At 38.0% G+C, this 19,292-nt stretch carries 17 protein-coding genes; 10 read left to right on the plus strand and 7 right to left on the minus strand.

Annotation, left to right across the window (positions count from 1 at the left end; genetic code table 11):
- The first annotated feature begins 110 nt into the window (after positions 1-110).
- The 4 genes from panC (at position 111) to HWV58_RS03495 (ending at position 3,896) form a co-directional block, all read left to right on the plus strand.
- Complete coding sequence (panC, locus tag HWV58_RS03480; RefSeq protein ID WP_175632767.1) at positions 111-956, plus strand: pantoate--beta-alanine ligase; 846 nt, start codon at positions 111-113, stop codon at positions 954-956.
- 204 nt (positions 957-1,160) lie between these two features.
- Positions 1,161-1,511, plus strand: coding sequence for an aspartate 1-decarboxylase (gene panD, locus HWV58_RS03485; RefSeq protein ID WP_029274491.1), 351 nt, complete (start codon positions 1,161-1,163; stop codon positions 1,509-1,511).
- Between the two features lie 3 nt (positions 1,512-1,514).
- The gene (locus HWV58_RS03490; protein WP_175632768.1) at positions 1,515-2,486 is read left to right on the plus strand and encodes a lysylphosphatidylglycerol synthase transmembrane domain-containing protein; all 972 of its coding nucleotides are present in this window, start codon (positions 1,515-1,517) and stop codon (positions 2,484-2,486) included.
- Between the two features lie 270 nt (positions 2,487-2,756).
- Positions 2,757-3,896 carry an acyl-CoA dehydrogenase gene (locus HWV58_RS03495; RefSeq protein WP_166208354.1) on the plus strand — a complete coding sequence of 380 codons (1,140 nt, stop codon included), beginning with the start codon at positions 2,757-2,759 and terminating at the stop codon, positions 3,894-3,896.
- A gap of 60 nt (positions 3,897-3,956) precedes the next feature.
- Here the strand turns inward: HWV58_RS03495 and HWV58_RS03500 are convergent, their stop codons facing one another.
- A complete protein-coding gene (locus HWV58_RS03500) occupies positions 3,957-4,301 on the minus strand; it encodes a phage holin family protein (RefSeq protein WP_175632769.1) in 345 nt (114 codons plus the stop codon).
- An 18-nt stretch (positions 4,302-4,319) separates the two neighbouring features.
- On the opposite strand from HWV58_RS03500, the gene HWV58_RS03505 reads away from it, so the two are divergent.
- The 5 genes from HWV58_RS03505 to HWV58_RS03525 all read left to right on the plus strand — a co-directional run bounded on the left by HWV58_RS03505 (position 4,320) and on the right by HWV58_RS03525 (position 11,156).
- Complete coding sequence (locus HWV58_RS03505) at positions 4,320-4,751, plus strand: hypothetical protein (RefSeq protein ID WP_175632770.1); 432 nt, start codon at positions 4,320-4,322, stop codon at positions 4,749-4,751.
- A gap of 121 nt (positions 4,752-4,872) precedes the next feature.
- Positions 4,873-5,337 carry a ribosome assembly cofactor RimP gene (rimP, locus tag HWV58_RS03510; protein ID WP_175632771.1) on the plus strand — a complete coding sequence of 155 codons (465 nt, stop codon included), beginning with the start codon at positions 4,873-4,875 and terminating at the stop codon, positions 5,335-5,337.
- A gap of 2 nt (positions 5,338-5,339) precedes the next feature.
- Positions 5,340-6,584: a transcription termination factor NusA gene (nusA, locus tag HWV58_RS03515; RefSeq protein ID WP_124558172.1), complete on the plus strand. Its 1,245-nt coding sequence runs from the start codon at positions 5,340-5,342 to the stop codon at positions 6,582-6,584.
- Positions 6,585-6,644: 60 nt separating this feature from the next.
- Positions 6,645-9,725: a translation initiation factor IF-2 gene (gene infB / locus HWV58_RS03520; protein ID WP_175632772.1), complete on the plus strand. Its 3,081-nt coding sequence runs from the start codon at positions 6,645-6,647 to the stop codon at positions 9,723-9,725.
- A 342-nt stretch (positions 9,726-10,067) separates the two neighbouring features.
- A complete protein-coding gene (locus tag HWV58_RS03525) occupies positions 10,068-11,156 on the plus strand; it encodes an acyltransferase family protein (protein ID WP_175632773.1) in 1,089 nt (362 codons plus the stop codon).
- A gap of 1 nt (position 11,157) precedes the next feature.
- Here the strand turns inward: HWV58_RS03525 and HWV58_RS03530 are convergent, their stop codons facing one another.
- Positions 11,158-12,165: a glycosyltransferase family 2 protein gene (locus tag HWV58_RS03530; RefSeq protein ID WP_175632774.1), complete on the minus strand. Its 1,008-nt coding sequence runs from the start codon at positions 12,163-12,165 to the stop codon at positions 11,158-11,160.
- Between the two features lie 272 nt (positions 12,166-12,437).
- Here HWV58_RS03530 and HWV58_RS03535 point away from each other — a divergent pair, with 272 nt between their 5' ends.
- Positions 12,438-13,421, plus strand: a complete 984-nt coding sequence (locus tag HWV58_RS03535; protein ID WP_175632775.1) for a glycosyltransferase family 4 protein — start codon at positions 12,438-12,440, stop codon at positions 13,419-13,421.
- A 48-nt stretch (positions 13,422-13,469) separates the two neighbouring features.
- On the opposite strand, the gene HWV58_RS03540 is transcribed toward HWV58_RS03535, so the two are convergent.
- The 5 genes from HWV58_RS03540 to HWV58_RS03560 are packed head-to-tail and all read right to left on the minus strand — an operon-like array spanning position 13,470 to position 19,170.
- On the minus strand, positions 13,470-14,588 hold the full coding sequence (locus HWV58_RS03540; RefSeq protein WP_175632776.1) for a glycosyltransferase WbsX family protein: 1,119 nt from the start codon (positions 14,586-14,588) through the stop codon (positions 13,470-13,472).
- Positions 14,589-14,600: 12 nt separating this feature from the next.
- Positions 14,601-15,497 carry a glycosyltransferase gene (locus HWV58_RS03545; protein WP_175632777.1) on the minus strand — a complete coding sequence of 299 codons (897 nt, stop codon included), beginning with the start codon at positions 15,495-15,497 and terminating at the stop codon, positions 14,601-14,603.
- A gap of 14 nt (positions 15,498-15,511) precedes the next feature.
- Positions 15,512-16,519, minus strand: coding sequence for a hypothetical protein (locus HWV58_RS03550; protein ID WP_175632778.1), 1,008 nt, complete (start codon positions 16,517-16,519; stop codon positions 15,512-15,514).
- Positions 16,512-17,345 (minus strand): acyl esterase, encoded by an 834-nt coding sequence (locus tag HWV58_RS03555; protein WP_175632779.1) that lies wholly within the window; start codon positions 17,343-17,345, stop codon positions 16,512-16,514. The genes HWV58_RS03550 and HWV58_RS03555 overlap by 8 nt, the downstream gene beginning before the upstream one ends.
- 4 nt (positions 17,346-17,349) lie before the next feature.
- Positions 17,350-19,170: an ABC transporter ATP-binding protein gene (locus HWV58_RS03560; RefSeq protein ID WP_175632780.1), complete on the minus strand. Its 1,821-nt coding sequence runs from the start codon at positions 19,168-19,170 to the stop codon at positions 17,350-17,352.
- Between the last annotated feature and the right edge of the window lie 122 nt (positions 19,171-19,292).

Consider the following 19,292-nt stretch of genomic DNA (forward strand, 5'->3'; position numbering starts at 1 on the left):
ATGAGCTGCAAAGGTAAGCATAATAATACTATTTATCAATATCGCAAGCATTTGTTTGGTTTCGTTTAGATTAATTTACACCTTTACGGCTTTAATTTAGATTGTCCGAATTGGAAATATTTAAAACAAAAGCAGCCCTTAAAGCTTTCTTAAAACCTTTAAAGGCTTCAGGTAAAAAAATAGCACTCGTGCCTACTATGGGTGCGCTGCATAATGGCCATATATCACTTATTAAACTGGCCCAGCAAAATGCCGATATCATTATCTGCAGTATTTTTGTTAACCCAACTCAGTTTACCGATCCTAAGGATCTGGAAAAATATCCGCGACCTATAGAACACGATCTGGCCATGCTTCAGGATGCAGGCTGCAATGGCGTTTTTATGCCCAATGTAGAGGAGATGTATCCATCGGGTGCCGATGAAAAATGGCATATTGATTTAGGAAGTGCCGAATTCCTGTTGGAAGGCGCTTTTAGAAAAGGGCACTACCAGGGGGTAACCCAGATTGTGAAAAAACTGTTTGATGCAGTTGAGCCTGATGTAGCCATGTTCGGGCAGAAAGATTTCCAGCAGGTACTGATGATTAAAAATATGCTTGCTCACTTTAACCTTCCCATAACCATTATTACCTGCCCGATTATCAGGGAGGAGGATGGTTTGGCCATGAGTAGCCGCAATATTCACTTAACCCCCGAAGACCGTAAACACTCACTGGTATTGAGTAAATCGCTGCAGTTTGTAGTAGATCATTTTGATGCGTACACCTTAGCCGAACTCGAAAGCCGTGCAAAAGCATTATATAACGATATAGATGGGGTGGAGCTGGATTACTTTACCATTGCCAATGGCGATACACTAGAGCCTGCCCAAACGAAAGAAGCTAACAACCTGGTTGCTTTAGTGGCTGCAAAAGTGGGCTCAACCCGGTTGATTGATAATATGATTATTAAATGAGGTAAGATGGATGATGTAAGATGGATGAGGGATGTGTAGTGTATAGCCATATTGTTCGTGGTGTTGTGGTTTTGGCCATCGGCTATTAAACCATTAACCATTTTCCATACTACATCATCCATAATCTATCATCCATTTCCCATATTACATGGTACTTACATTTTACATTTTTTTCATCCAGTGCTTTATTACTAACTTTGCCGAATGGTTATCACAATATTAAAATCGAAAATACACCGTGTTAGGGTAACACAGGCCGAATTAAACTATGTAGGCAGTATTACGATAGATGAAGATTTGATGGATGCAGCTAACATTATTGCTAATGAAAAGGTGCAGATTGTAAATAATAATAATGGTGCCCGTTTTGAAACTTATGTAATAAAAGGCGAGCGTGGTACCGGAACTATCTGTTTAAATGGTGCAACAGCACGTTTGGCACAACTTGGCGACATTCTTATTATCATGTCGTATGGTTCATTGCCAATAGAGGAAGCTAAAAAATATAATCCTATATTGGTGTTCCCTGACGATAACAATCATTTGCTAAAATAAATTGTGACCTTCGACCTTAAAACAGCGCTAAAATATATCATCCTGTTTTTAATAGGAGTGGGCGTTTTATATTTAGCGTTTCGGGGTCAGGATTTAGGTAAAATCTGGGAAGAAATAAAAGAGGCAGATTTCTTTTGGGTAATCGTTTCTTCCTTTGCTGTATGGATAGCCCACGTTTTACGCGCCTTGCGTTGGCAAATGCTTTACCGCTCCATACAATATAATGTTGGTTTCTGGAATGCTTACCACGCCGTAATTATTGGTTATCTGGCTAATCTGGCTTTGCCCCGTTTCGGCGAAATTGGTCGCTGCTCTGTTATAAATAAGGCCGAAAAAGTACCGATGTTCGCATCGATAGGTACTGTAATTACCGAGCGGCTTTTTGATGTGCTGGTACTTTTGCTTACCAGTATGGCCATGCTGGTTTTTCAATACGATATTGTTTCTGATTTTTTATACGATACACTTTATCTCAATCTGGTTAAAAAATTAAGCGCCATCAATTATTTGTGGCTGCTTGCAATTGGCATTGCAATTGTTTTATTAATTGTAATTGCCATTTATTTGCTGCGTCAGAAATTCAGTCAGAAATTTCTACGGATTTTTGTGAGCCTTCGCCAGGGTTTTGGCTCATATAGTAAGTTAAAGCAAAAGGGCTTATTTTTAAGTTATACCCTGGGCATATGGGTTTTTTATTCGCTATCTATGTATTTTGCCTTTTCGTCTATTCCGGCAACATCTGGCTTACACTTTAATGCCGCATTTACCGCAATTGTATTTTCTGGTTTCGCTATGGCAGCTCCAATTCAGGGTGGTATTGGTGTTTTTCATTGGGTGGTTGCGCAAGCGCTGGTATTATATGGTGTATTGTTTAAGGATGGTTTGGCTTACGCTACAATTATACATTCCTCGCAGGTATTGCTTATACTTATTCTGGGCAGTTTAAGTTTAACAAAAGTTGTATTGAAAAAATAATTGTTAATTAGGCTGTAAGGCATTAACTATACTCTATCCATACTTAGGCTATGCTTTAGCCATACTTTAACTATGCTTATACTTATCTGAATTTTATCAGGCTCGAAGAGTGCATTATGGTGTTAGTATTATTTATAGCATGATCGTTAGAACAAATTAGCCTGCTCGACCTGAGGTTAAATATTTTTCAAAATAAAATACTATGCAGCCATAGTATTTTTAATCTATAAATCATACATTTGATTTACTAACCTTTTATACATAATTGTTATGCATTTTGAATTAAGTGAAGAACAGATCATGATACAGCAGGCTGCGCGCGATTTTGCACAGCATGAATTAAAACCCGGTGTTATTGAAAGAGACGAGCATCAGAAATTTCCGGCCGAGCAGGTGAAGAAATTGGGGGAGCTCGGCTTTCTGGGGATGATGGTTGATCCGAAATACAATGGTAGCGGTTTAGATGCCATTTCCTATGTTTTAGTAATGGAAGAGCTGTCTAAAATAGATGCTTCGGCTTCTGTTGTTGTTTCGGTAAATAACTCGCTGGTATGTTACGGTTTAGAGGCTTATGGAAGTGAAGCACAAAAGGAGAAATATTTAAAGCCACTTGCTGCCGGCGAAAAAATCGGGGCTTTCTGTCTGTCAGAACCAGAAGCCGGATCTGATGCCACTTCACAGCGCACCACAGCCGAAGATAAAGGCGATTACTATTTACTTAACGGTACCAAAAACTGGATTACCAATGGCAGTACGGCTTCAACTTATCTGGTTATTGCACAAACTCATCCCGAATTAAGACATAAAGGAATAAATGCCTTTATTGTTGAAAAAGGAATGGAGGGCTTTACGGTTGGGCCAAAAGAAAATAAACTGGGGATTCGTGGGTCTGATACACATTCTTTAATGTTTAACGATGTTAAAGTACCCAAAGAAAACAGGATTGGGGAAGATGGCTTTGGTTTTACCTTTGCCATGAAAACCCTCGAAGGCGGGCGTATTGGTATTGCAGCCCAGGCCCTGGGTATTGCGCAAGGTGCTTTTGAACTGGCTACGCAATATGCGAAAGAGCGCAAAACCTTCGGTAAACCGATTTCTGAGCACCAGGCAATTGCTTTTAAGCTGGCCGATATGGCCACGCAGATTGAAGCCGCACGTTTATTAGTGTATAAGGCGGCCTGGTTAAAAAGCCAGGGACTTCCGTACACGCAGGCAGGTTCGATGGCTAAATTATATGCTTCAAAAGTGGCTATGGATGTAACCATAGAGGCGGTGCAGGTACACGGCGGTTATGGTTTTGTAAAAGAATACCATGTAGAACGTTTAATGCGCGACGCAAAGATTACCCAGATTTACGAAGGAACATCTGAAATACAGAAGATGGTGATCTCGAGAGAGGTGATTAGGTAGTTTAAAGTGATCAATTTTCAGTTGGCAGTTCGAATTGCAAACCGCCAACTGAAAACTAAACTAGTCTTTCTCTCCTACTATAGCGCCGAAAATAGCTTTCAATAGTGCTACAATTATAGCCAGGAAGGCGGCGGCGATAAAGCCTGAGGTATTAAATGAGGTCATCATGTTATCAACCAGTAACACCATTAACACGGTGATGATAAACGAAACCAGGCCCAGGGTTAGGAAATTAACCGGAAAAGTTAATAACCTTAAAATAAATCCAATGGTGGCGTTGGCCAGCGCAATTAAAATAGAGGCAATAATAGCACTGCCATAGCTATCGATATGGACTCCCGGTACTATTCTGGCGCCGATAAAAAAAGCCAGTCCTGTTAAAAGGATTTCGATAATAAATCTCATAATTGTCTATTTTTGTGAATGTTAAAATGCTTCCCTAAATATTTAGTCTTGTTTATTGTCGCTTTTTTGGCGATTTCCTGTTCAAATACAAACAACAGGCCAATTATTCAGTTTTCTGCCGATAGTACTTCAATAATAATTAAAAATATTGATGAGGCCAGCCTTTTTCAGGTTAAAAATGCCCATAAAGACAGTTCCAATACATTTAATCTGGTTACAGTGTTGCTTAAGCCAGAGGAGCTGGATAGTGTACAAGACGAACTTGAGGTGCCCGGAAAGATTAACATTGCCGGCGATTCGCTTGTTTTTAACCCCGATAGCTCATTTGTTAAGGGTAAAACTTATGTGGTAGAAAGTTATATCGGCGTAAAATTCGCTACCGTGGGCAATCTGATCTCAGGTAATGCAAAACAGAACTTACAGGCACAGCGACAAACACTTAGGCGGTAATAATCAGCATAATAATTGCTGCAGGTGTTTGATTTTTTCTAAAAAATTACTACATTTGCATCGTAATCGAAGAAAAGAGAAGGGGACAGTGTCCCCTTTTTCTATGAAATCAGGTTAAAATATGCAGGTAGAAAAGAGAGTTGCAGCCCTCGTAGAGGAAAAAATTGCAGATCGTCCGGAGTTGTTTCTGGTTGATGTGAAAATGTTGCCAAACAACAAATTAATTATCCATGTTGATGGCGACGAAGGCATTAGCATACAGGATTGCGTGGCCATTAGCAGGCACGTTGGTTTTCATCTCGAAGAAGAAAACGCAATAGAGCAGGCTTATAATTTAGAAGTTTCTTCGCCAGGTGTTGGCGAGCCTTTAAAGCTTGTTCGCCAATACAGCAAAAATGTTGGACGTACTTTAGGCATCAAGTTAAAAGATGGTCTGAAAAAAGAAGGTAAACTGCTTGCGGTTACAGAAAATGATTTGCTGATTGAAGAATCGGTAAAAGAAAAAGGGAAAAAGGCGGTAGCGGTTCAAACAACTGTTCCGTTTAATGATATATTAGAAACAAGTGTGTTAATTTCATTTAAGTAAGAATGAGTACTACAACAATTAATTTGATCGACTCTTTTCAAGAGTTCAAAGATTTCAAAAATATAGATCGCCCTACGGTGATCAGTGTGCTGGAAGAGGTTTTTCGTAGCATGTTGCGTAAGAAATACGGAACAGACGAAAACTGTGACGTAATTGTGAACCCGGATAACGGGGATTTGGAGATCTGGAGAACAAGAAAAGTAATGGAAGATGGCTTTTCTGAAGATGATGATTTAGAAATCGAACTTGCTGATGTACACAAACTTGATCCAACCTTAGAAGTTGGCGATGATTATATCGAGCAGATTACTCTCGAAAGCTTCGGTCGCAGAGCAATTTTAGCGGCACGCCAAACACTCGTTTCTAAAGTATTGGAATTAGAGAAGGATGAAATCTTCAAAAAATATAAAGATCGCGTTGGTGAAATTGTAACCGGCGAAGTTTATCAGGTTTGGAAAAAAGAAACTTTGGTTTTAGATGATGAAGGTAACGAACTTTTAATGCCTAAAACAGAGCAGATCCCAGCTGATTATTTCAAAAAAGGTGATTCTGTAAAAGCAGTAATCTCTAAAGTGGAAATGATCAATGCCAATCCGAAAATTATCATTTCGAGAACTGCGCCTGAGTTTTTACAGCGCTTGTTCGAGCTTGAGGTACCTGAGATTTTTGATGGTTTAATTACCGTTAAGAAAATTGTTCGCGAACCAGGAGAACGTGCTAAAGTTGCAGTAGAATCGTACGATGATCGTATTGATCCGGTTGGTGCATGTGTGGGTATGAAAGGATCGCGTATTCATGGTATCGTTCGCGAGTTGAAAAACGAAAATATTGATGTGATTAACTTCACAAACAACATCTCATTATATATTACCCGTGCTTTAAGCCCGGCTAAAATCACATCTATTAAATTGGATGACGAAACCAAACATGCATCGGTTTACTTAAAACCAGATCAGGTTTCGTTGGCAATCGGACGTGGCGGACATAACATTAAACTGGCCGGTAAATTAACCGGTTACGAAATTGATGTTTACCGTGAAGCTGGAGAAGAAAGCGACGAGGATGTGGATTTAGAAGAATTCTCAGATGAGATTGATAGCTGGATTATTGATGAATTAAAGGCTATCGGGTGCGATACTGCTAAGAGTGTTTTAGCACTTACAGTAGAAGATTTGGTAAAACGCACCGACTTAGAAGAAGAAACCATTAAAGAAGTGGTTCAGATTTTACAGTCAGAATTTGAATAAGTGGTGTAATTGCCAAATAAACACTACTTTTGTTTTATTATAAAAAATAACAGGAGCTAAATGTCAGACGACAAACCAATCATTTTAATTAAAGCTATTAAAGAACTTAATATAGGCATGGGTACGGCCGTTGAGTTTTTAAACAAAAAGGGATTCTCTGCCGAGAAGAGCCCTATGTTTAAACTTACGGGTGAGATGTATAATGCCTTATTAAAAGAGTATCAGGGAGATAAGATCGTAAGAGAAGAAGCCAAACAAATAGTGATTGGTAAAATACGTCGCGACGAGCCTGAAACTGAGAAGCCAGTAGAAGCGCCGAAGAAAAATACCGATTTTGAGAAAAATGAAGAGATTTTAATTAAAAATGCTCAGTCATTTACTCCTCCGGTAGAAAAACCAAAGGTGGTTGAAACACCTAAAGTGGAAACTCCGGCACCAACCCCTGCGGCAGCAGCGCCGGTTGCAGCACCAAAGGCTGAAGAAAAAGCTGATGAAAGCGCTTTACCAGGTGTTAAAATTGTAGGAAAGATCGATTTAAACGATCTGAACTCAAAAACACGTCCGGTTAAGAAAGATGAAACTCCGGCACCAGCAGCTCCGGCAGCGGCAACACCAGTTGAAAAAGCACCAGAGCCGGTAAAACCGGTAGAGCAGTCTAAAGCTGAAGAGAAACCAGTTGAGGTTAAAAAAGAAGAAACTTCTGTCCCGGCACCAACACCTGCTCCAGTAGCAGCTGCACCAGTTGCAAAAGAACCAGAAAAACCAGTTGAACAGCCTAAAGCAGAAGAAAAACCAGCAGAAGTTAAACCGGTAAGTAATGAGCCTGAAGTAATTAAGGCACGTACGGTTAAATTAACCGGTCCAAATATTATTGGTAAAATTGTTTTACCAACTACGCCTGACCGCAGAAACGGTCCGGTAGCTTCATCTAGCGATAGTGAAGCCGCTAAACGTAAGCGTAAACGCAAAAAGACTCCTGGAGCACCAGGGCAGCCAGGTCAACCTGGTGGTCATGGTCAGCAAGGACAAAATAATCCTGCAGGTCAGGGTGGGGCACCGGGTCAACCTCGTCAGCCTTACCAGGGCAACAGACCAGGTGGCGGTACGCCATACCAGGGTAACAGACCAGCCGGACAGGGCGGGACTCCTTATCAGGGCAATAGAAATAACAACAGACCAGGTTTCCAAAATAGAAATGCTACACCAAGCGGACCTAAAGAAGAGCCTACAGAGAAAGAGATTCAAGATCAGATTAAAGCAACACTTGCCCGTTTAAGTGGAGCAGGTAAATCTGGTAAATTTGCGCAACGCGCTAAATTACGTCGTCAGAAACGTGATGATGTAGCCAGTAACGCTGAAGAAGCAGCAAACGAGCTTGAATCGCAATCGAAAATATTAAAAGTAACAGAATTTGTTACGGCTAATGAGCTGGCGAACATGATGGATGTACCGGTAACCAAAATTATTGGTACCTGTATGAGCTTAGGTATGTTCGTTTCCATTAACCAGCGTTTAGATGCTGAAACCTTAACCATTGTTGCTGATGAGTTTGGTTACGAAATCCAATTCGTTAAACCAGATGAAGAAGAAGATAATGTAATTGAGGAAGAAGATAACGAAGAAGATTTAATCGAAAGAGCTCCGGTTGTTACGATTATGGGGCACGTCGATCACGGTAAAACCTCATTGCTGGATTATATCCGTAAAGCAAATGTGGTAGCTGGTGAGGCGGGAGGGATTACCCAGCACATTGGTGCTTACATGGTAACTACCCCTTCTGGTAAAAAAGTAACCTTCTTAGATACGCCAGGTCACGAAGCCTTTACCGCGATGCGTGCACGTGGTGCTAAGGCGGCCGATATTGCCATTATTGTTATTGCTGCGGATGATGCGGTGATGCCTCAAACAAAAGAGGCGATTAACCATGCACAGGCAGCAGGCGTACCATTGGTATTTGCTTTTACCAAAATTGATAAACCAGGTGCAAACGGAGATAAGGTTCGTGAGCAGTTATCAGTAATGAATATTTTGGTGGAAGACTGGGGCGGGAAATATCAATCGCAGGAAATTTCGAGCAAAAGCGGCTTAAATGTAGATTTACTTTTAGATAAAGTATTATTAGAAGCTGAGTTATTAGAACTAAAAGCCAATCCGAACAAACGTGCTACAGGTACGGTAATCGAATCGGCATTAGATAAAGGACGTGGTATTGTAACTACAGTACTGGTTCAAGGCGGTACTTTAAAAGTTGGAGATCCAATTTTAGCAGGTAGTTACAGCGGACGTGTAAAAGCGTTAACCAACGAGCGTGGTGCTAAAGTAGATTCGGCAGGCCCTTCACAACCGGTACAGGTTTTGGGTATGCAGGGCGCACCTACAGCTGGCGATAGGTTTAATGCTTTAGAAAGTGAAACTGAAGCCCGTGATATTGCAAACAAACGGATGCAGTTACAGCGCGAACAAGGCTTACGTACGCAGAAACACATCACTTTGGATGAGATCGGTCGTCGTTTAGCCATCGGTAACTTTAAAGAGCTTAACATCATCGTTAAAGGTGACGTGGATGGTTCTATCGAGGCCCTTGCCGATTCATTGTTAAAACTATCAACTGAGCAGATCCAGATCAATATCATCAGTAAAGGTGTTGGTCAGATTTCAGAATCTGATGTATTGTTAGCTTCGGCTTCGGATGCGATTATTATCGGTTTCCAGGTTCGTCCATCAACAGGTGCACGTAAGTTAGCTGAAGCAGAGCAAATCGATATCCGTTTATATTCTATCATTTACGATGCAATCAACGAGATTAAATCGGCAATGGAAGGTATGTTAGATCCGGAATTTGAAGAGAAAATTGTGGCTAACGTTGAGATTCGCGAAACATTCAAAATCACCAAAGTGGGTACCATTGCAGGTTGTATGGTATTGGATGGTAAGATTACCCGTAACAGCAAAATCCGTATTGTTAGAGATGGTGTTGTAGTTTACACAGGAGAGCTTGCATCATTAAAACGCTTTAAAGATGATGTGAAAGAGGTGAACAAAGGTTACGAGTGTGGTTTAAATATCCAGAACTTTAACAACATCGAAGTTGGCGATATCGTTGAAGCCTACGAACAAGTAGAAGTAGCAAGAAAGCTGTAATCAGTTTTCTTCAAATTATAAACGAGGGCATCAATAATATTGATGCCCTTTTTTGTTGTGGAGAGCAATTGTTTGTTCTTTTTGGAAATCTGATTGAATGATTATCTGATGAATCGGGATATTGTATAATTCAGCAATTTTATCAAGTTGCGATATGGCAAAATCTACTTCATTAATTTTAACAAATGGAAATGCTCCAGTAAATATGATTAAGAAAAGATACAGAAAACGAAATCAATGACTGTAATATTTTACGTACATAAATGTTAAAAGAGTCCGGGGTTAATTCTAGACTCTTTTTTTTAGCGGATATTTGCCAGTTCATCTACCAAGACATATTTAATGGATATTGAAGTAAAGAAAGAAGCTACGCCTGTAAAAAAGAATTTTGATTTTGTTAATACCATCCGGTGCATATCCATGATGGGTATTGTATTTGAGCATAGCCACATTGTTCAGGCTCCTATGTATAATACGATGGGGGATACCATTGTGGAAGCAGGAGTTATACAGTTTTTTAAGTTCTCTACTGTAGCATTTTTTTTGATAGGAGGTTTCCTGATAAACCATAAATTTCAAGAATATTCGGCAGGCCAATATCTAAAGAACAGATTCAAAAATACAGTAAGTCCGTGGCTTTTTTGGATGTTTATCTTTATTGCCATTACGATGCTGGATAGGTGCGTTGCTTTTCTTAAAGGAAGTGATGGTGGCTTAATGTTTACCAATTTCTGGGCTTATATCTCAGATTTTGTTTACCGGGTATTGTTCTTTAGCCTATATTGGTTTATCCTTAATTTTTTAATCTGTATTACCTTATTGCTCGTATTTAAAAAATATCTTTATAAGTATTGGCTTGGGGTATTTTTCGGACTGATTTCGCTTGTGTATAGTGTGAATTTATATTTTAAGTGGTTTGAAACCACGCATACTTCTGCTCTTTTTGGCTTTGTGTTCTATTTATGGCTTGGTGTATACTTAAACAGATATTATGCAGAGGTAAAGAAGTTTGTAAAAGAAACACCATGGTTAATCTGGATATTTTGTTTAGTATTAACCTTTGCGCTGGGCATTGGAGAATCTGTAATCCTTATTAAATTGGGAAGTAAAGATGCTTACAATACGCTTCGTATAACAAATATTATTTATTCATTTGTAGCCTTTGGAGTTTTACTTAAAATAGGAAGTATTAAGGTACTTGATCGCCTTAAACCTCGCGAAACTACATTTGGGATATATCTGTTGCATAGTATTGTAATCGAAAGACTTTTGCCTTTAATTTTTCAGCCATTAAAATTAGATGTGGAACATTATAATGTTTACGAAAATACAGGATTGTTAGTCTTTAGATTTTTAATAGCTTATTCTATCAGCTATTTATTATCTGCAGTACTTATCAAAACCAGAATGAAATGGACTGTTGGGCAGTAATCTAGTCTAAAATTTGTTTAAGACTGTTTTTTGCTGCCCTTCTAAATTTCTTAAAATTGAAATAGTTCCTTTCGAATATCTCGGTTTTAAAGTACCATTTTAAGTTCAGACCATTAATCTGGTCAGATATTAAAATCTCTATCCATTTATTAAACAGAAAACGATTAAATCGTTCTGGGTTATATCTTTTAGAAATATTGTTAGCTAATTTAAGCTCATGGAACAGGTTTAAATAATCACCTAAGTGTGTTTTGCTGAGACTCCAGTTAAACAATTCAACATGTAAATTAATCCACTTTGGATGATTGGTTAAGCCAATACGCTCTTGCATACTACCGATAATTTTTCTCTCATTTGCGAGTCTTATATCTAGGTTTAATGAAGAGGTATTATTGCTATGGATACGATAATCGACAAGTGTTTCATTCAGGTTTGCAACCTGATACTTCTCTGCCATTCGTATAAAGAGGTCAAAATCTTCGGATATTGTATAGTTTTGGTAACCCCCAAGTTCGGTAAAAACATTGGTTTTAAACATCGTTGTAGAATTAACGAAAGGATTTCCAAACAACATAAATAAATCAACCGTATTATCTATCGGTACCATTAGTTTTGTTCCTTTTTTTTCGCTGTGCTCATTAATTATCGCTGCATGACCACCACATAGTACTACATCTGGATTAGCCAGAAGATACTCGTACTGAAGTTTAAGTCTATTGGGATAAGCAATATCATCTGCATCCAATATCGCAATATATTCGCCCTTGGCCAAAGTTAACAAGAGGTTTCTTGTATAAATCAAGCCTTTATTACCTTCATTCTGTATCAGTCTTATTCTTTCATCATTAAATGATTTAACAATCGAAACAGTATCGTCAGTAGAACCGTCATCTACAACAATCAATTCAAAATCAGGGAAACTTTGGATTAATATGCTATTTATGGAATGTTTGATAAAATCTGCCTGATTGTAAGCAGCCATAAATACAGTTATTTTTGGTTGTCCCATTATTTGCAAAATAGATAAATTTGAACTTAAGTAATTAGTTCCAAATATACCAACAAACTAGTGTGGTGTAAATGCAATTACATTATTTATGCTTTAATTTGCATATCCTGTAAAAAAAATAAGGTTACTTTTATAACGGAGATTAGATGAAGAAAATATTGTTTATAACGCATAACCTAGGTAGAACAGGTTCAGAAATGTTGCTTTGGTACTCTTTAACCAATTTAAACAAAGAGAAGTTTTTGCCCCTTTTATTTACCAAAGATAAAGGTGTGCTTGTTGATGAACTGCCTGGTGAAATTAAACATTTCTTACCCTATAAAAAAAATCCGAAAAGATCTTTAAGGCTTTTGAGGTCTATTTTAAAGATCTTTAAAATAGATTCTTTAGCATATCAGCTAAGCCAGATACATAAAAAAAACAAAGTGGATTTTTGGTATGTAAACACGATTGTAATTCCTGAGGTTTATCCAATAGCGAAGAAATTGGGGGTTAAAGTGATCACGCATGCGCATGAGTTACCATTAGCTTATAACTTTGTTTCTTATACCGATTTAGAAACAATTGTATCTTCATCAGCAGCTTTAATTGGCTGTTCGGAAGCTGTATGCGAAAAGATTAGTAATATGGGTAGGCCTGATGTGAACTTGCTGTATGGATTTATCGATAAATCTAAAATAGTTTGTACAAAAACTGCCGAGGAAGTAAAAGCAAATACTGGTTTTAAGGATCAGGATTTTGTTTGGGCAATTTCTGGTAAAACATCTTTGATAAAAGGGGTTGATTTTTTGGTTTTATTACTCCGGGAACTTCCAGAGGATATAAAAATTATCTGGATTGGCGGAGAGGAAAATACCGGAATATACTATTATGCTAAAAAGGCAGTTGAAAATATATATCCTGGTAGAGTTAAATTTTTGGGTGCGCAGAGTACAGAATACTATAACTACCTTAATTCTGCCGATGGCTTTTTATTATTGTCGAGGGAAGATTCATTCCCTTTGGTAATGTTAGAAGCGGCATCGCTGGGCAAGCCAATTGTTGGTTTTAATTCTGGAGGAATCAGCGAATTTGTAAAAGAGAACACCGGGATTGTTGTAGATTCATGGAGGGCAAAAGATTTAGCAGAAGCCATGATGGCGGTTAAAAATAACCCCGAAAGGTTTAACGTAGAAGAAATAAAGCGGCAAGCCTCTGGTTATGAAGTAAAAAAACAGGTGTCGATTTTGGAAAATATACTGGATAGTGTAAGTTAATATTATTCCGGATCGATCACCGGTATTTTTAAATTATTATGTTTCGGGTTATGCGGATTCCAGTCCGTTTTTTAACGCCTGTAAATAACGGTGACCATATTGCTGATCGGGTTCTAAATGACAACCTTCTGCCCATTCGTTCCAGGCGTTTACAAAAAATAATCGCTCTTCGCCATTAAAATGCTCATTAGTATATTGGGCAGTTTTTGTAACCCATTCCTGGAATTTATCAGGACTTGAGTTTACAAAAACAGTTGCATCTTTAGCCCTTCTTGCCGAATTATCCCAGCTCGGAAAAATAGAACGGAAGTATTTATAGGGTTTGGGCGCTTTTTTCTCCATTTTATCAACTATTTCTTCATAGTCGAATACTTTATTGGCAAGCAGGCCATTCTCCTTTATTGCGGTTTTGTGAAGTAGTTTTCTGAAAAAATGGTTAACCGGTTCTTTTTTACTGTATTTCTGTAAAGGGATTGAAAAATCGGGTGCAAATTCCATACTGGCATCAAAATCATGGCCTTTAGGATCGAAATCTCTCTTGAAGTTTTCTACCCTGATCAGGTAGAGGTCTTCAAAACCAGCTTTTTTTGCCTCTTCCCGCCATATTTTTACTGCCTCATTGATATTTGGATGAAGTTCTGACCGATACATTAAATAAACGGGCTTACCATCAATTTTGATATATCTCTCATCCTTGAAAAATGGCATCAGGTATTGGATATGTTCAAGGTCGTCTTTTAAGTCATATTCCTGCTTAATTAAAACATCTGCTTCCAATCCATCCCAGCGTCTTGTCCAGTTTTCATTCGCCCAACATAAACAAAAAGGGAAATCAGGTTTTTTCGATTTTAACATTTGTTCTAATGGGCTTTCCATTAAAAGTTTTCCATTAAACCAGTAGTGGTAAAAACAGAAACCATAAACCCCATAAGCTTTTGCAAGGGCAGCCTGTTCAATCATGGTATCTAATAACCTAAGGTCGTAAAAGCCTAAATCTGTTGGCAGATGGGGTTGATAATGCCCTTTGAATTTTGGTTTCGATTTGGTAACGTTCGTCCATTCTGTAAATCCTTTTCCCCACCATTCGTCATTTTCTTTAAAAGGGTGGAATTGTGGCAGGTAAAGCGCTATGGCCTTCAGGTTATTTTTGCTGGTAGAATTTTGCATAAACTATTGATGTTAATGTCCCATTTTTAAAGCGAAATTAAATCGGCTGATAAGATTTCTCTTTTTTAAATCGGGGAAAAAATATGGGTAATTTTTGATCATCTGAGCGACCAGAAATGTATTGTATCTGCTCTTTTTTGTAAAGCTTTTATATAATCCATTAATAAGCTGTCTATCTTCTGTACTAAGGTTTGCATAATCTTTTAAAATTTCCAGATTTTTTGTTTTTTCTAAAAAACGGGCCTCATTTTGTTTCTCGGAATTGGCCTGTTCTTCTTTATTCATCACAGAACTGCTGTGGATTCTGTGCCGCGTTAGATTTTTATTTAGATAAGCAATTTTTTGGTGATATAATGCAATGAAGCCCATCCACCAATCATAATAACCCTCATTAGGAATTGGTAATATATAGGTAGTTAAGGTGCGTTTAAAAAGCACAGTATGGCCAGTAACAAAGTTATAAAAAAGTAAGCTCCTGAAATCTCTCTTACCAAGCTCAAAATTTTGTTGAAGCAATGTTTTATCTAAAAGATTATTCTGCTCATCTACAAATACCGAATTGGAAAAAATAAGCCAGTTTTCTCCGATGTGGTTAAGCAAGAGTTCCAGTTTATTTAATTCCCATATATCATCCTGATCGCTGATTGCGATGTAATCGCCTGTGGTTAGGGCTATTGCTTTTTCAAAATTCTTGTTAAAACCTAGATTTTTCTCGTTTTGATATAATTTAATTTGAGGGTAGGATTTTTCAAAGGTTTTTAACATACTTATGGTATCGTCTGTTGAACCATCATCAACTATAACAACCTCAATATTTTTATAGGTTTGGTTTAAGATGCTTGTTAACTGCTCATGCAGGTATTTAGCTCCGTTGTAGGTGCATAGTGCTATCGAAATCAGCGGTTTCATTGGCAGAAATGGATTTAAGCATGTATGAAAACAGTTTTAACTGCAGCTTCAAATTCTTGCTCCTCCCGGTAAAGTGCATCGCGGTAGGGCATAAAGTTCTTAATTTCTTCGTCGTAGTTATTTAAGCAGGTATTTATCGTTTCTATAATTGCATCGATATTATCGTCGGTTTTATGGAAGCGATATTTATTCAGGATTGGCATATCCTCATCAAAGGCAGCCGACCCCTCCCGTCCAATAATCATACAGCAACGCATAATACAGGCTTCCCTTGGCATTCTTTCCTTGCCAGGGTGATAACCAAAATCAACATAAAGTTTTGCCCTGTTCATCCGATCTGCTACTTCTTCTGGAGTTAACCCTTTTAATGCAATCCATTTAAGGTTAGGGGTTTTGGCTATAATCTTCTGCAAATATTCGCCGTTTTTTACCGGATTATAAATAATGATATTTTCTTTTGCGATCTGATTATCTACCCGCTTAAAGAACTGGTGGTTCATATAATCGGATATTTGGCCAATTGGTTTTATTCCGGCTTTGGCCAGGTGATCCATAGAAAAATAAGAATGCCCGATATTGGCAACATCCATCTGTTTTAGTTTTTCCAAAGTTGCAAACTCGATGGGATTATATAACTTTCTTAACCAATAAGAAGGTTTACGCCTAGTTCTTCTTATTACGGGGGCCAGCATTTTGTAATAATTGGTAACGCTTAACCACCAGATTACCTTTTTAATATTGCTAAACTCCTTTTTGAAAATAATTTCGGGTGAAGTTTCTGGTAAGATCAGGAAATTGGATGCCGAGTTTTCGAGCGCTGTAACGTAAGGAACGTTATAGCCTTTATAAAATGGATGAACCGGATCTTCCTGAGGATTTACAACCGGAAAATAGTACATTTTCGCGTCCATGCCCATTTTAATAAGCTGATATGCCAATTGATGCAAGGCCTCTGGACCGCCGGTTGCAAAATTCGGTGCACAGAAAATATATATGGTTGAATCTTTTTTTATTTTAAGCATCTTTTTTAACCTCTAGTACATATAATTTCTTTGGCTTAAAGGCTTTATAATACTGCCTGACGAAAAATTTTATAGGTTGTAAATTATAAAACCAGGCCGTAAACCAATTACCTGATAAATAGTAACGTGTAATGGTTGTCGTCATAAAACGACTTCTAAAAGCGTGGTTATACTTTTTAATAAATGCCTTTCTCAATCTAAGGAAGGATTCATCAGGATTGCCGTTGCTTTTATGTATGATGTTAAAATCGATTACATAAGCGCTAAAGCCCAAAACATCGGCTATTAAACATAAATCAGGGCCATACATATGAAAACCTGATAAGTTATGCGAAAGTGCAAGGTTAGCACTGTTTTTAACGACCATGAAATTCTCATCAACTGTTTTTGTTTTTAAGGGCAATTTAGGTTCCTTAATTACTTTACCCGATCCCTGCGTGATGTTGGTGGCAATCCATTTAAGGTTTATGCCCCCGGCATTGGCCAATATAGCCCAATTGGGATCGTTTTGTTCGATCTCGAGGATCCGTTCGGATAAATGTTTCCTGTCGTGATCGTGTATGATAATGTCCTGATGGCACAGGATGATGTATTTGCCCTTTGCCTGCTGTAGAAATTCATTTAAGCCCTTAAAAGCTTCAAATCCGGATCCTTCTGTATTATCGATAAACAAATACTCACAGCCTTTTTCATCAAATCCTTTGCTCAGAAATGAATCTAACATTTCTTCATACTCTGCCTTTCTGGTTACGAGTGTACATATCGAATATTCGTATTCGTAGGCAGGGGAGGAGATTGATCGGGCTATACTTAAGGCTGTACTCATAGAATTAATCTGTAAAGGCCTGCATATCAATTAAACGTTTGTATAAACCATTGGTGGCCATTAATTCGTTGTGACTACCCGTTTCTACAACACTGCCTTTATCTATCACAATAATTTTATCAGCGTGCTGTATTGTGCTTAAGCGATGCGCGATTACAATTGAGGTGCGATTTTTCATTAAATTATTGAGGGCCTCCTGAACCAGTTTTTCCGATTCAGTATCCAATGCAGATGTAGCCTCATCCAATAGCATAATTGGCGGATTGGCCAATACAGCCCTGGCAATACAAACGCGCTGACGCTGACCACCAGAAAGCCTATTACCGCGGTCGCCTACAAAAGATTGATAACCATTTTCTGTATTTTCGATAAAATCGTGCGCATTGGCGATTTTTGCTGCGGCTACTACTTCTTCCATCGTAGCATTCGGATTGGCAAATGCAATATTGTTAAAAATAGTATCGTTAAACAGAAACGATTCCTGATTTACTGTTCCCATTTGTGCCCTGATGCTTTCAGCGGTAAGGCTTTTATAATCATGCCCGTCAATTAAAATGGATCCAGATTTAGGATCGTGGAAACGTGGAATTAAATCCATTAGCGTACTTTTTCCACCTCCTGATGGCCCTACAAGCGCAACGGTTTTTCCTTTTTCAATGTCAAAGTTAATTCCATTCAGAATCTGTTTTTCGCCATAACTGAAAGATACATCTTTAAAGTTTATGGCATGGTTAAAGTCTCCAAGTACTTTTGCATCAGGCGAGTTAACCAGTAACGGTTTGGTATCAATTAAATCTAAAACGCGTTCGCCTGCAGAAATTCCGGAATGAATCCCGCTAAAAGAATCTGTTAAAGCCTTAATCGGTTGCATTACCTGAGAGAATGTGGCAAGGTAAACTACGAAATCTGCGGCTTCAAGATCACCTTTTCCACTCAAAATTAAAGTTCCGCCATATATTAAGATGAAAACAACTACCAGCACGCCCAATGTCTGCGAAACAGGAGAGGCTAATTGTTGTCTTCTGGCCATCTTCCTGTTTAAATAAGAATAGAATTTATTTTCATCATGAAACTTCTCTTTCATCCTGTTGGTGGCGTTAAAAGCTTTGATAATTTTTATTCCACTAAGTGATTCATCTAAAAATCCAATCATTTTAGCAAAGGATTCATGCGATTGGGTTGCTTGCTGTTTTAATCGTTTAACTATTTTACTGATAATAAACCCTGAAACCGGGATAACAAGCAATGAAAATAATGTTAATTTTAGCGAGATGGAGATTAAAACCGCAACAAAGAAAATAAGCTGGAGTGGTTCTTTAAAAACAACTTGTAAGGTATTGGTAACTGTAAATTGAACTACCTGAACATCAGATGCTACCTTCGAAATAATATCGCCTTTACGTTCATTGTTAAAGTAGCCAACTTGTAAATTCATTACATTGTTAAATACTGTTTTTCTTAAGTTTAATAAGGTATGCACACGTAAATCTTCCATGAAACGCTGAGAGAAATACCTAAATAAATTGGATAAGAATACTGTAGCGACAATAACTATACAGATAATTTGTAGTGCGTGTATTTTGTCATGCGCAATTACCGTATCCATATAATCGTTAAACTTTCCGAGAAAATTTAGTGAGTCTGTAGCTTTATCAGACTTTAAGTTGGTAACACTTTTGCCCAAAAATAAAGCCTGCATAAGCGGCCCCAGTAAAGTAAACAGAAAGGTATTGAAAATAATAGCGAAAAGTGTTGCAATAATATAAGGTATTGCAAATTTTTCTATGGGTTTGGCAAAAGATAATAAACGAAAGTATGTCTTCATTTTATGTGAAAAATGGAATATGTAAAATGGAGGATGATCAGAAACACCTCCAAAAAAATCTAATTAAAACTCAGCAAATGTACGTTTTTCAAAGAGACCTTTGCATAATAAGGCTTTTAAAG

The sequence above is a fragment of the Pedobacter ghigonis genome, from assembly GCF_903166585.1.
GTDB classification, from domain to species: domain Bacteria; phylum Bacteroidota; class Bacteroidia; order Sphingobacteriales; family Sphingobacteriaceae; genus Pedobacter; species Pedobacter ghigonis.